The following is a 12,600-nucleotide window of genomic DNA, read 5'->3' on the forward strand; positions in this document are numbered from 1 at the left end:
CCGACTGGCTCGATTACAGACACCGCCGATGAACACCACACCTTCCACCGACGCAGGCCAGCTTGCGTTGACGCCGGAACGACAATGCGTCCGCGACCGCCCGCACTACAGAAACGGCCAAAATTTGCCCCCACCTTTTTTCCCCCGACCGTTTCGCCATGCTGCGGCCAGGTCGGATAATGCTTCCCTTAGCGTTAGGACATATTTCGTCTGATTTCGGGTGGCTGGGGCAAGTAACTCCGTCCGGTCAGCCGTATTCCACAGCTCGAAAGTTTGAACCACCCAGTATGCGGCGAACTCGAGGATCAGCACCGCTTCGATCACAAGGCCCCAAACTGTCTGCGCCCAACTGTGTTGTACGAGATGCAGGAAGACAACAAAAATCAACGTCACCAGCATTAAAAAGGCAATTCCCCAGTACCACAGCTGATAACCGCGCAGATGCGGTGACAACGACACGTCCTCTCGCCCGACGATGTATGCGGTGCAGAACGTGGTAGCGATGAAGGCGGAGAGCATCAGTATCCCGGCTGTGCCGTGTGCCAAGCCCTTGAACGTGTCCGGAAAGAAGATCAGGGTAATAAGGCCGAGCGCCATAATCGGCCAGAAAACAAACCGCGACAAAAGCATGCTCACCGCGGTTCGTGGATGCGAAGTTCTGCCGCGCCAGCATTGCACCAGCCGCGTCACGACCCAGCCCAGACCCAGTGCGATGACGAGCGCCTTGACATTGAGCAGCATGGCGGGCTCGACTGTGTATTCCTCCGGCAGATCACCTTCCGGCCAGCACAGCGGCTTGGGTCGAGGCAGCTGCGGCACCATCGCGGCGATGAACGTGCACACCCCGGCCAAAGTCAGCAAGACATCCTCGGTGTCGCTGCTGCCCTTGTAGACGATGAATAGCGTGCCGAGTGCCATGAGCGCGGCGGTGACGATGTTGTGCGCGGAGGTGTAATAGTAAGAGCTGATGGCCGTTTGCCAGCAGGTTGCCGGTAATCTCTCCATGATCACGGCCGCAGCGAGCGTCACCAGTATTACGACCATGCCGACGCGTAAGTCACGGTATATGACAAGCGTGATGGGAGTCCGAGGCGGGCCGGGACTAGTCATGTTCGGTACCTGTTTGTGGACGATGTCGGTTGATATGGCTGACTGCACAGGATTTTAGGGAAATTAGTCCAACGGCGTGCAGCTATGCGCTTCTTCTGCAGTCGGAATTTTCGAGTTCGACGAGGACCGACTCCTATGCGAGAAGGTCTATCTCGACAAGCCCACGGTAATAACTCAGATTGGTGTGCTTCCGGCTACCAACTAGGCACAGGTTTCGCGGCCTCGTGCTCGGGTCAGGACTCGAGGGCGTGCCTGGCGAATGGCGCCTGTTCGTCGTCGCTTCTTCGTAAGTTATTGCCCCGCAATCAAAATGGCGGCGGTTCGTCGTCAGGCTCCCAGGTGGTGGGCCAGGCACAGCCCACCGACGGACCGGCTCGGCCCAGGCGGGTGTCGCGGTTGTGGCGGCGTTCGGTGGTCACTCGCGCGGCGCGGTTCTGGGCGCGGGTCCTTCGTCGTTTGGGCATCATGGCCGTGCGGTCGGCGCAGTAATCGGGCACCACGTCGGCCTCGGTGGCCGGCGCCCCGCCGAGGCCGCGGCACAGACTCGGGAACAGCAGGGCGCTGCCCGGCGTGGTGACATAGGTAAGCCCGGCCGGTGAGGTCAGGATCAGCGTCACGTCGGGCAGCTGTTGTTCCCGCCAGCCCCAGAACGTTTTCACCAAATGATGTGTGCGGCAATAACATTTGAGGTTCGACGCGTGCGTGGGCCCGCCGTCGGCGTACGGGATCGTATGGTCCACGTCGCAGTTGACGGCGGGCTGGTCGCAGCCGGGCCAGCGGCACGTCAGGTCGCGGCAGCGCACGAAATCGGCCAGCGCCTTCGACGGCACATAGCCCGGCTCGGGCGGCGCAGCCCCCGGGTGGACCAGCGGTGCCAGCCTCGCCGACGCGGCCAGCTCGGCGACCAGGTCCGGTGGGATCAAACCCTCGGCGCCCACCTCGCAGGCCGGTGCGCCGCCGCCGCGGCCGTCAAGGGATCCCGCCTCGGCGATCACATGGATCACCACCGGTCCCGCGGCGGGCCGCGTGCCTGCCGCGCAATCGCGGCACCCGCAGCGACATCCCAATCGGTCCGCCCCGCCCGCCAACGCCCCCAACGCGTCGGCGCGGCGCTGCTCACGGCTGCGCGGATCGTGGGCACACACCGTGGCCGCCAGTGCATCCAGCCGTTTGTCCAGCGCGTGCGCGTCCGGGCGAGCAGGCTGCCCTCGATGTGCGACCAGCCACCCTCGACGTCGACGACCCACACCCGCCGGTCGGCCACCAACTCCTTGCGGCGGCGCACCGCATCCGCGTCGGCCCGCGCCACGATCTTGTCCACCTGCGCGGCCAGCCGCCCCCGGGTCATCGACGGCCAGCGCGCCGCGTTCACCGCCAGCTCGGCGTCCACCCTCGCCAGCACCTCGGGGTCATCGATCAGACCGGTGCGAAACACGATCGTCTGGAACATCGAGTAGTCGATATCCCCGGCCGCGAACACCGCGCCGACCTCCGGCAACCGCTCCCGCATCGCCCGGGCATAGCGGACCTTGCTGCCCGCCAGCCCCTGACCGATGCGCAGCTCGGCGGCCACTTCCGCGCTCACCGCCGCCTCGGTGTCGACCGCCCACTCCTCGCACTCCGAACAGCGCGACAGCCGATGCGCAAACAAGTCGCCGATCGCCGTCAACTGCTCAGCCGCCGCGCGGTTCTCGACCCGCGAAAACACGCCGATCCGCTCCAACAGGGCCGCCGAGACCGGCGTCACCGACGGATGCTGTCGCTCGAACAACTCGTCCAGCCGAGCAATCGCCTCTTCGAACATACATTCGATCATGCCAGATGCCTACGACACGTTACGGAACCCGGGTGCGATGTCTCTTGTTGTGCGGCGGCACACCGTTGACCCCGCCGATCGACTCCGCGTAGCTACCGACGGCGAACCCGACGCCAGAACCCATGACCGCCAACGCTTCCCGGTTGATGTTGTCGACGGTGTCGCGGGGGCTCTGGAAGTTCGGATCGAACGGCACGCCGGCCTGGCCGCCCCACAATCGGGCCTGCACGGGGGTTTTCGGCTGCGACGCGCCGGTGGTCATGCCCCCGATGGGCACGCCCGCAACCATGAAGGGGTGGTAGTCGGCCCTGGTGTCCAGCGGCATGTCCGCGGGACGCTTGCCGGCGAGGTTCAGATAACCGGCCAGGGTGCGTTCGATGCCCGCCGAGCCTTCCGGCACGTCCGCGGCGGAGACGCCCGGCCCGGGCGGACCGGATTGATCGCCGTCGTCGGTGAAGAATCCCGCGTTGGGCGAACCCAGCATGGTGAAGTTCAAATACAGCGCGATGTCGTTGAGTTGGTCGCGGTCCATGCCGAACACGTAGTCCATGACGCCGTTGCGCCCGTCCTCCTCGGCGCCCCAGAACACGAACCGCACCGCGTTGTTCACCGGCGCCAGCGGGCCCAGCTGCAGCGCCGTCTCCAACACGGCCGCCACCCCGGAACCGTCGTCGTTGATCCCGGGCCCGGCGCGCGAGCCGTCCAGATGCGCGCCCACCACGACGACGTCATGCGCCGACCCGGTCTTGGTCTGCGCCATGATGTTTCGGGATGTGATCTTGACGTTCTGCGTGTCCAGCACCAGACGTATCGGCGCGGTGACACCGGTCAACGCCCCAGCGCCGGACGAACCCAGCACGGCGACCGGCACGGTCAGCTGCTTGAAGTATCCGGGGGTGAACAGCGTGGGCGGAGCGCCCCGCCCGGTGGGAGAACTGAGCACGATCAGCGCGCTCGCGCCCCTGGCCACTGCGCTGTTCTGTTTGTCGACCACCGAACAGTGCGCGTCGTCGACGATGGCGATCGCCCCCTTGGGCACGGTCACTGGGTAATCGCCTGCTGCGCAACCCGACGGCTGTGTCGGCCGGATCGGCGGTCCGGTTAGTCCGCCGGGCGGTGTCTGAACCAGCAGCGAGGCCTGGTCCACGGGATAGGTGCGGCCCGCGACGGTCAGCGAAGGCTTGCCCAGCGACACGGTGTAGAGACGGTCGAACTGGGGCGTCTGTACGTCGAAACCTTTGTCGTGCAACGCTTTAGCAACGTAGTCGACACTGGCGTTGAAACCCGGTGTCCCGTCCGCGCGGTTGCCGCCGTTGGAGTTGGCGATGTTCTGCAAGGCGCGCAGATGGGTCAGCATGCCCTCGGCGTTCACTCGTTTGGCCAGGCTGTGCCCGAGGTCCGGGGCCACCGTCGGCAGCCCCGGCCGAGTCGACGAACAACCGGCCACCGCGGCGATCAGCAGCAGAGTCGCAGCCAGCCGGGAGATCATGATTTGACGAGCACGTGTCGGGTGCGGTCCGCCATGATGGGGACGCCGTTATGGCCGCCGAGGTCTTGCGCGTAGAGGCCGAGCGCGTAAGCCACGCCGCCACCGTTGATTCCCAGTGCGGTGCGGTCGATGTGGTCGAGGGTGTCGGTTTTCTGGTGGTAGTTGGGGTCGAACGGTTGGTCGGCGGTGCCACCCCACAACTTGGCCTGGTCGGCAGACATCTTCCCCTCGGCGCCCGAGAACAGGCCGCCGGAGGGGATGCCCGCCAGGGTGAATCCGTCATAGTCGGACCGGCCGTCGAATGACGTGTCCTGCGCGGTCTTTCCGGCCGACTTCAGGTATGCGACCAGCGTGCGCTCGATACCGGCCGACCCCTCTGGCACCACCGGCTGCCCGCGAGCGTCCACGGGCAGCGACTGGTCGCCGTCGTAGGTGAAGTAGCCGGGGTTCGGCGACGCGAGCATGTCGAAATTGAGGTACAGCGCAATGTTTTTCAGCGCCGTCAGGTCCAGCGACTCGACGTAGTTGCGCGAACCGATCAACCCGAGCTCCTCTGCACCCCAGAAGCCGAACCGCACCGCGTTGTGCACCTGCGGCGAACTTCCAAGCCGCACAGCGGTTTCCAGTATGGCGGCCACACCCGATCCGTTGTCGTTGATCCCCGGTCCGTCGGGCACGCTGTCCAGGTGCGCCCCGGCCATCACCACGTCGGTCGCCGATCCGGTCTTGGTCTGCGCAATCACATTGCGGGCGCGGAAACTCTGGGCGCTGGCATTGAGCTTGATCGTCGTGGGCCCCGGCTGCCCGCGCAACTGCACTCCCACCGACCGGGTCACGCTCAGCACCGGAATCTTCACCTCGGTGGCCGGCCCGAGCGTGCCGCCCATCTGTTGTTCGTCGACATTGTCGGCGATGATCATCGCCACCGCGCCACGCTGTGCGGCAGCGTCTTCCTTCTGCGCGAACGGGCACGTGCCCCGATCCACCAGCACCACGGCGCCCCGCACCGGCAGGTTGGCGTAATCGGCCGGCGCGCAGCCGAGGTTGTCCGCCGGCGCGGCGACCAGTGGCCCGCTCACCCCGTCCGGCCCGGTGCCCAGGCTGAAGTCCAGCGCCCGCGCCTCCTCCGGCCTGCCACCTACGGTGAGCACCGGCTTTTCGGCGTGGAACACTCGCGCCGAGAATTCAGGGGTTTGCACGTCAAATCCACTGCCGCGCAGGACGTTTACCACGTAGTCGACGCTGGCCTCGTATCCGGGCGTCCCCACCGCCCGGGTGCCGTTGTTCGCATTGGCGATGTCTTGCAGCTTGGACAGGTGAGCCATCATCGCGTCAGCCGTGACCTTGCCCCGCAATGCGGAGGCAAACTTTCCGGCGGCGGGGTCCCCGCTCGTTTGCTGCGAGTCAGACGACCGATGGAAGCAGGCGGCTGAGAATACGGTTACGGCGATTACCGCGAGCAACGCCCGAATCGTCGTGGATTTGTTCACCATCGCGCCCCAGGTTAGACCGCGGCCCGAGCGGCCCGGATCAGGACACGGCGGGTATCAGACGTGCAGTGCGCTGAAGGGCGCAAAAGGGATGTTGCGCACCACGAACCAGGCCAGCACCAATGACAGTGTCACGACGGCGGCCCACCGTCGGTGCTGCCAACCGCGGATCCGCCGACCCACCAGGCGCCCGTAAGTCCAGGAAAAGTACGTCCACACCAACAGCACGACAGCCACCAGGCCCAACGCATTGAACCTGGCAGCCGCCAACACATTGCCGTGCATGAGCGAATACAGCATGCGTAAGCTGCCGCAGCCGGGACAGTCGATCCCCAACAACGCCTTGGTGGGGCATACCGGCAGCGGGCCGTTCGGGGTGGTCGGGTCACTCGCCCAGATGGCAGCGCACATCAGCGTTGAGGATGCGGCCACCACCAGCGGCGCACCCAGATTCGCGTGCGCCGCCGCCCCCCAGCGGGTCACCATGATCGAACGACTTTAGAACATCGCGGCGAGTGCCGCGTTGGTGTTCGTGTTCAGCGCACCGGCCGCCATCAAGATTCCATAGATGACGCCGACGACGACGCCGATGACCGCCGACCAGATCACCCATTTCTTGGCGCTGTCGGCCGATGCCTGCGCCTCGGCGTAACGGCCCTGCGCCCACAACCCATTGACCTGGCTCGACTTGACAATCGCCACGATTCCGAAGGGAAGACAGCAGAAGAGGGTCACCAGGATCGACCACACCAGATAGTTATTCGGCGCTTGGCCGGCCGGCTGCTGCGGCGGATATCCCGGCGGAGGCGGCGGCGGATACCCGGGCGGCGGGGGAGGGGGTTGTGTCATGGATTCTCCAGTCAATGGAAGTTAGCTGGCGTAAAGCGTTGCTAACCCTACCCGAGTGGACTCTGATCGGCACTAGCAATAAAAAGATCTGGTTTAGGGCACCCCGGGCGCGACGTATCGGCGATACCGCTGCGGGTCGCCGAAATGCTGGTTTACGGCCGGGCGTCAACATAATTCGAGATCCGGCGCGATCAGTGCCGCGCCACTATGATTTGCCTGGACCTCTGCGTATTAAGTCGGGAAGGATGCCCACACAGATAATTGCCTGCGGAATGTGTTGCTTTACCACGACATAGCCCTACTATCCGTATTTAGAAGCGGCCGTTAAGGAGCCATTCATGTCTGATTTCAGCAACGTGCTGCGGGCGGCGACGGCAACCGCGCTGACGGGCGGTGTGGCCTTAGCGGGCAGCGTTACGGCGAGCGCGGATCCCGCCGCCGGTAGCCCGTCGGATATCAACAAGCTTGCGGCCTCGCTGTCGAAGGGCTACGGCCTGAACAACTGCACCGCCCAGAACATCGACCGCAGCACGCAACTGGCGGTGCTCACCTGCGGGCACAGCCCCGACCCGAGCGGTCCGGTCCAGGCCAAGTACGTCCTGTTCACCAACGCCGACAACTTGGCGACCTCGTTCAGGGCCACCATCAAAGAGGACGTCCTGACCCCATGCGGGGACGCCAACCAGTCGCCGTCGAATTGGCATAAGGACGGTTCGACCGCCAGCGCCGGGCAGGCGGCGTGCGGCACATACCAGAACGGAGCCGAGATCATCTGGACCACGGACGCCAAGAACACGTTGAGCTACCTGCGCGCGTCCAACACCGACGTTGCGGCCCTCTACCAATGGTGGCGCGCCAACGGGTGACAGTCCCGCTGGGCCGCAACCAATCTGAACAGTAACCGAGAAACGTTCGCCCGTCTTTATTTCCATCAACCGCAGGGAGTCAGGAAAATGTCACATCTCAACACCGCGCTGCGAGCCGTGTCCGTCGCAGCTTTCACAGGCAGTCTGGCTCTCGCGGGCAGTGGCGCCGCGATCGCCGAACCCAACACCGGCACCGCGGCAGACATGAACACGTTGGCCGCCTCGCTGTCGAAGGGCTACGGCTTGAACAACTGCAAGTCGCAAGAGCTGACCGAGGCAGGTGAACTCGCCGAACTGGTGTGCGGGCAAAGCCCCGACTCGAACGGGCCGGGATCCGGCGTTTACGCGCTGTTCTCCAACGGCACGAACCTGGGCTCCGCCTTCAGTTCCACCATCAAAGACGTGTCCCTGGCCGCGTGTGGGGACGCCGGGGCGTCGCCGGGAACCTGGAAACAGAACGGCCAGACCGGCGGCCAGATCGCGTGTGGCACTTATAAGAACTACGCGACGTTGACCTGGACCACCGACGCCAAGAATGTGCTGGGTCACCTGACCGCGTCCAATTCCGACGTCAACGCGCTCTACCAGTGGTGGCGCACCAACGGCTGACGTTTACAGCTGAGCGGCAATCAAATCCGCCACCGCGCGCATCCCGTCGGCGTTCGGGTGTAAGGGAGCGGGCCGTCCCGGCACCGGGACACCGAAGCGGCCCGGCAGCGTCGTCCACGGCTCTGCCGACCACGCGTGGTGTTCGCGGCCGGCCGCACCCGCGCGGATGACTTCGCAACCGGTCGCCGCGGCGGCGTCGGCCGTCATCCCCTCCAGCGTGGCGGCCACGTGCCGGCCCAGGTCGGCATCGACGGGCGACAGCGGCGCGGCCGGCACACCCGCCGGCGGCAGTATGGTCAGGTAGTCGACGAAGAAAACCCTTGCCCGGCCGGATCGTTGACGCAGGGCACGGCCGACCGCGCAGAGCGACTCGAACACCGCGTCCAGGGCCCGATCCCGCGCCTCGCGATCCAGCAGTTCGGAGATTCGATTCCCCAGCAGCGGCAGGTGACGCAGTGGATGCGGCAGCGAGGCGGCCACCAACAGCGGAATGTAGCCCACGTCGTTGCCGCCGATGGTGACCGTGACCAGGCTCTCGGTGCCGTCCAGCGCGGCGATCTGTGGAGGTGCGCCGCGTTGGATTTCGGTGAGCACGTGCGCAGTGGTCGCCCCGGAGAAAGTAACGTCGACCAGGTCATGGTGGTAACGCTGCGCGATCAGATGCGCGTAGTTGCGTGCGGATCGGCCCGACCATCGCGGAGCCCCCGCGGCGCGGGGGCGGATGCCGGGGCCCGCAGCCATCGAACTGCCCAGCGCGACATAACGACTCATCGCTGCGGGCTCGACGCCTGCGCCCAGAACCGCTTCGGGATGCGCCCGGCGCGCCGGGCCAGATACCCGGCGGTCACGGCGGCGGCCATCGCGGCGGCCATCGCTGCCGGATCGGCGGCCCTGGTCACCGCGGTGGCCAACAACACAGCGTCGCAACCCAATTCCATCGCCAGCGCGGCGTCGCTGGCGGTTCCGATGCCGGCGTCGAGCACCACCGGAACGCCTGCCCGGGCGACGATCATCTCGATGTTGTGCGGATTGGTGATGCCAAGGCCGGTGCCGATGGGCGAACCCAGCGGCATCACCGCCGCGCATCCGGCGTCCTCGAGCCGGCGGGCCAGCACCGGGTCATCGTTGGTGTAGGGCAACACGACGAACCCGTCGTCGACCAATAGCTCTGCGGCTCGCACCAATTCGACCGCGTCGGGCAGCAGCGTGCGTTCGTCGGCGATCACCTCGAGCTTGATCCAGTTGGTGTTCAGCGCCTCGCGGGCCAACTGCGCGGTGAGCACCGCCTCGGCCGCCCCGCGGCAACCCGCGGTGTTCGGCAGCGGCGTGATGCCCAGTCGGTTGAGCAGATCGAGCAATCCGGTGCCGCCCTCGGCGTCGACCCGGCGTATCGCGACGGTGGTCAGTTCCGTGCCCGACGCCACCAGCGCCTCTTCCAGCACCGCGAGGTTGCTCGCCCCCCCGGTCCCCATGATGAGCCGCGACGCGAAGCTGCGATCTCCGATGGTCAGTTTGGTATCAGCCACCTTGCACCGCCGTCACTATCTCGAGCCGGGCACCTTCGAAAAGTTCGGTGGCCCAACGGGATCGCGGCAGCACGGCGTCGTCCATGGCCACTGCCACGCCGCGGTCCGGAAAACCCAGGGAATCCACCAGCGCGGCGACCGTGGTGTGCGCGTCGACATCGACCTTTTGCTCGTTGACCACGACGACCATTAGCGCCGCTCCTCCTCATCGCTTCGCTGAAGCATCGTCGCAGCGCGGATCATCAAAGTGCTCCCACCGGGGCCAGTTCGGAAACGATCTGCTCGGCCGTCCAGGGCGCCAACAGGAAGCCGGACCGGCCGTGCCCGGCCGCGACCAGCGTTCGGGCGTCCAGGCGATGCACCAACGGCAGATTGTCGGGGGTCATCGGGCGCAGCCCGGCGGCACACTCGGCCAGCTCGTATTCACCCAGCGCCGGCAGCACCGCGCACGCGTCGTCGAGCAGGTCGCGCACCCCCGAGACGACCGGGGCGGTGTCGCGCCCGTGTTCGTACTGGGTGGCACCGACGACCACGCCGTCCGCACGCGGCACCAGGTACACCTGCCGCCCGTGTACGCGGGCGCGAACAACGCGCTGCGGCAACGGCATACAACCGTTTCGCCACCGCAGTCGCAGCACTTCGCCCTTCACCGGGCGCACCGGTAGGCCCGGCCACAACGCGGGTGCGTCGATGCCGTTGGCGATCACCACCGCGTCGCCATCGACGCGCGACAGGTCGTGCGCCGGCGGCGCCCAGCGCACCCCGAGGCGCTCGCACTCCGCGCTCAGCGCGTCCAGCACGGCCCGGTTGTCCACGGCCAGTTCGGTGGGCGCCCGAAAGCCGTGCCGGATGCCCTGCGCCAGCAGTGGTTCGACGTCGCGCGCGGTCGACTCCCACACCACCGGATGCCCCTGGGCGGACAACCAGTCGGCGACGGTGCGCAGGTCGGCGACATCGGCATGGTCGACGGCCACCACCAGCGACTCGCGCGCGGTGACCACCTCGGGCGGCAACCCGTCCAGGAACCCGCCCTCGCGCCACATCCGCAGCGATTCCAAGCCCAGCCGCAACAGGTGTTCCTCGCCGGGCCATCCCTCGCTGTGCGGTGCCAGCATGCCGCCGGCGACCCAGGACGCTCCCCGGTGTTCGGCTCGGTGCACCCGCACCGACCACCCGGCCTGCGCGGCGCGACGCGCCACCGCGAGCCCGATGACGCCGCCGCCGATGACGGCCAGGGACCCCAGTGGTGGCCCGGAGGGCATCCCGGTCATTCGCAAGCCTCCCTTCGCCGGCATGATCCGGATCAGGTGTGACGGTAAGGGCAGGTCCGGGTGGCTCCGGCTGTGCCCACTCTCAGCCCCGCAGTCAGGCGACTACCCAGGACTCCCGTGTCTAGTAGTTTCTTCGGCTCCACGCTAGCGCGCTAGCGTCTCGGTGTGCACCAACGTCTTGTCCGCCTGGCCGCAGCGCGGCTGTATCTGTGCACCGACGCGCGCCGTGAGCGCGGCGATCTGGCCGACTTCGCCGACGCCGCCCTGGCCGGCGGCGTGGACATCATCCAGCTGCGCGACAAGGGATCGGCCGGTGAGCAGCGGTTCGGCCCGCTCGAGGCGCGCGACGAGCTGGCGGCATGCCAGATCCTGGCCGACGCGGCCCGCCGGCACGGCGCCTTGTTCGCCGTCAACGACCGCGCCGACATCGCCCGCGCCGCCGGCGCCGACCTGCTGCACCTCGGGCAGGGCGACCTGCCGCTGGCCGTCGCGCGCGACATCGTCGGGCCGGACGTGCTGCTCGGCACCTCCACTCACAGCACCGACCAGGCGACCGCAGCGGCGCTCAGCCCAGCGGACTATTTCTGCGTCGGCCCGTGCTGGCCGACGCCCACCAAACCGGACCGCGCCGCGCCCGGCCTGCCGCTGGTGCGGGTGGCGGCTGAACTCGGAACCGACAAGCCGTGGTTCGCGATCGGCGGCATCGACGAGCGGCGGCTGCCCGAGGTGCTCGGCGCCGGTGCCCGGCGCATCGTGGTGGTGCGGGCGATCACCGCGGCCGCGGACCCCCGGGCAGCGGCCCAGCGGCTCAGTTCGGCGCTGGCAGCAGCTCGCTGATCCGGCGGGTCAGCTGCGAAGGCTCCTGGTCGGCGTCACCGGGCATACACCAGACGAAGACGCCGGCCTCGATCTCGATCGTGCGCGGCAGGTATTGCCGTCGTTCGTCGCCGTGGCCCAGCGGCAACAGCGCCGGCGCGGTGCGCAGCCGCTGCCAGCTGGCCGCGAATCCGGGATGCAGCGGCAGGTCGGCCACTTCGTTTTCGGCGACCCAGCGCATCTCGGCGCTCTCCCGGTTGGGCACGGTGTGCAGCAACTCGTCGGCGTCGGCGACGACGGTGGTGTAACTCCACCGCGTGCCGGCGATCCCGGCGACCTCGGCCGTGACCACGGTCGCGCGCACGCTGAGCCGCTCGCTGAGCAGCCCGGCCTCCTCGTTCGCTTCGCGGACCGCCGTCTCCTCCGGCGTCTCGTGGCTGTCCCGGGCGCCGCCCGGTAGCCCCCAGGTCCCGCCCTGATGGCTCCACACGGCGCGATGCTGCAGCAGCACCGCGGGCGTGCCGTCGAGTTGCGGGGCCCGCACCAGCAAACCCGCCGCGCCGAAGCGGCCCCAGTAATGGGCGCCGCTGTCGGAGATCACCCATCCGTCACCGTCGCCCTGCACTGATTCAGGATATGCAGACTTGGTTAGGGCGCCGTCAATTGCGTCCACCTCCACCCATCTATCCGAACATGCTCTTAGACTTCGCTTATAGAGGTCCGTGCAGCGAAACGAAGTGGCAAGAGATGAGGGCTGA

13 protein-coding genes and 1 pseudogene are annotated in these 12,600 nt (G+C 67.1%); 3 read left to right on the forward strand and 11 right to left on the reverse strand.

The features are described 5' to 3' along the window. Positions 1–105: 105 nt before the first annotated feature. From G6N50_RS17075 to G6N50_RS17100, 6 genes and pseudogenes are all read right to left on the reverse strand, one after another. Positions 106–1,029: a hypothetical protein gene (locus G6N50_RS17075; protein WP_142275530.1), complete on the reverse strand. Its 924-nt coding sequence runs from the start codon at positions 1,027–1,029 to the stop codon at positions 106–108. A gap of 386 nt (positions 1,030–1,415) precedes the next feature. Next, positions 1,416–2,914, reverse strand: a pseudogene (locus tag G6N50_RS17080) (HNH endonuclease signature motif containing protein). Between the two features lie 31 nt (positions 2,915–2,945). Continuing rightward, positions 2,946–4,415 (reverse strand): M28 family peptidase, encoded by a 1,470-nt coding sequence (locus G6N50_RS17085; protein ID WP_083099927.1) that lies wholly within the window; start codon positions 4,413–4,415, stop codon positions 2,946–2,948. Further along, on the reverse strand, positions 4,412–5,908 hold the full coding sequence (locus G6N50_RS17090; RefSeq protein ID WP_083099929.1) for a M28 family metallopeptidase: 1,497 nt from the start codon (positions 5,906–5,908) through the stop codon (positions 4,412–4,414). The genes G6N50_RS17085 and G6N50_RS17090 overlap by 4 nt, the downstream gene beginning before the upstream one ends. Before the next feature lie 54 nt (positions 5,909–5,962). Beyond that, complete coding sequence (locus G6N50_RS17095) at positions 5,963–6,391, reverse strand: DUF2752 domain-containing protein (RefSeq protein ID WP_083099930.1); 429 nt, start codon at positions 6,389–6,391, stop codon at positions 5,963–5,965. 12 nt (positions 6,392–6,403) lie between these two features. Then, entirely contained in the window at positions 6,404–6,754 is a 351-nt protein-coding gene (locus tag G6N50_RS17100; RefSeq protein WP_083099932.1) for a CD225/dispanin family protein, read from the reverse strand. A gap of 338 nt (positions 6,755–7,092) precedes the next feature. Here G6N50_RS17100 and G6N50_RS17105 point away from each other — a divergent pair, with 338 nt between their 5' ends. Both G6N50_RS17105 and G6N50_RS17110 read left to right on the forward strand, forming a co-directional pair. After that, complete coding sequence (locus tag G6N50_RS17105; protein ID WP_083099934.1) at positions 7,093–7,620, forward strand: serine/threonine protein kinase; 528 nt, start codon at positions 7,093–7,095, stop codon at positions 7,618–7,620. 87 nt (positions 7,621–7,707) lie between these two features. Further along, the gene (locus G6N50_RS17110; protein WP_083099936.1) at positions 7,708–8,229 is read left to right on the forward strand and encodes a serine/threonine protein kinase; all 522 of its coding nucleotides are present in this window, start codon (positions 7,708–7,710) and stop codon (positions 8,227–8,229) included. A gap of 3 nt (positions 8,230–8,232) precedes the next feature. Here the strand turns inward: G6N50_RS17110 and G6N50_RS17115 are convergent, their stop codons facing one another. The 4 genes from G6N50_RS17115 to thiO are packed head-to-tail and all read right to left on the reverse strand — an operon-like array spanning position 8,233 to position 11,017. Continuing rightward, on the reverse strand, positions 8,233–9,000 hold the full coding sequence (locus G6N50_RS17115; protein WP_083099937.1) for an SGNH/GDSL hydrolase family protein: 768 nt from the start codon (positions 8,998–9,000) through the stop codon (positions 8,233–8,235). After that, complete coding sequence (thiG, locus tag G6N50_RS17120) at positions 8,997–9,755, reverse strand: thiazole synthase (protein WP_083099939.1); 759 nt, start codon at positions 9,753–9,755, stop codon at positions 8,997–8,999. Before thiG ends, G6N50_RS17115 begins: the two co-directional genes overlap by 4 nt. Beyond that, complete coding sequence (thiS, locus tag G6N50_RS17125) at positions 9,748–9,945, reverse strand: sulfur carrier protein ThiS (protein WP_083099941.1); 198 nt, start codon at positions 9,943–9,945, stop codon at positions 9,748–9,750. Before thiS ends, thiG begins: the two co-directional genes overlap by 8 nt. A 52-nt stretch (positions 9,946–9,997) precedes the next feature. Further along, entirely contained in the window at positions 9,998–11,017 is a 1,020-nt protein-coding gene (gene thiO / locus G6N50_RS17130; RefSeq protein WP_083099958.1) for a glycine oxidase ThiO, read from the reverse strand. A 174-nt stretch (positions 11,018–11,191) separates the two neighbouring features. Between thiO and thiE the strand changes: the two genes are divergently transcribed. Next, a complete protein-coding gene (thiE, locus tag G6N50_RS17135; RefSeq protein WP_083099942.1) occupies positions 11,192–11,863 on the forward strand; it encodes a thiamine phosphate synthase in 672 nt (223 codons plus the stop codon). Here the strand turns inward: thiE and G6N50_RS17140 are convergent. Beyond that, positions 11,835–12,467: an NUDIX hydrolase gene (locus G6N50_RS17140; RefSeq protein WP_083099944.1), complete on the reverse strand. Its 633-nt coding sequence runs from the start codon at positions 12,465–12,467 to the stop codon at positions 11,835–11,837. The genes thiE and G6N50_RS17140 overlap by 29 nt on opposite strands. Positions 12,468–12,600: the final 133 nt, after the last annotated feature.

Source organism: Mycobacterium mantenii, assembly GCF_010731775.1.
In the GTDB taxonomy this organism is placed as follows: Bacteria; Actinomycetota; Actinomycetes; order Mycobacteriales; family Mycobacteriaceae; genus Mycobacterium; species Mycobacterium mantenii.

Excerpts from the sequence above, each read along its gene's own strand:
- thiS (WP_083099941.1), bottom strand. The coding sequence starts at position 9,945 with ATGGTCGTCGTGGTCAACGAGCAAAAGGTCGATGTCGACGCGCACACC.
- G6N50_RS17110 (WP_083099936.1), top strand. The coding sequence starts at position 7,708 with ATGTCACATCTCAACACCGCGCTGCGAGCCGTGTCCGTCGCAGCTTTC.
- G6N50_RS17095 (WP_083099930.1), bottom strand. The coding sequence starts at position 6,391 with ATGGTGACCCGCTGGGGGGCGGCGGCGCACGCGAATCTGGGTGCGCCG.
- G6N50_RS17115 (WP_083099937.1), bottom strand. The coding sequence starts at position 9,000 with ATGAGTCGTTATGTCGCGCTGGGCAGTTCGATGGCTGCGGGCCCCGGC.
- G6N50_RS17090 (WP_083099929.1), bottom strand. The coding sequence starts at position 5,908 with ATGGTGAACAAATCCACGACGATTCGGGCGTTGCTCGCGGTAATCGCC.
- G6N50_RS17105 (WP_083099934.1), top strand. The coding sequence starts at position 7,093 with ATGTCTGATTTCAGCAACGTGCTGCGGGCGGCGACGGCAACCGCGCTG.
- thiO (WP_083099958.1), bottom strand. The coding sequence starts at position 11,017 with ATGCCCTCCGGGCCACCACTGGGGTCCCTGGCCGTCATCGGCGGCGGC.
- G6N50_RS17085 (WP_083099927.1), bottom strand. The coding sequence starts at position 4,415 with ATGATCTCCCGGCTGGCTGCGACTCTGCTGCTGATCGCCGCGGTGGCC.
- G6N50_RS17100 (WP_083099932.1), bottom strand. The coding sequence starts at position 6,754 with ATGACACAACCCCCTCCCCCGCCGCCCGGGTATCCGCCGCCGCCTCCG.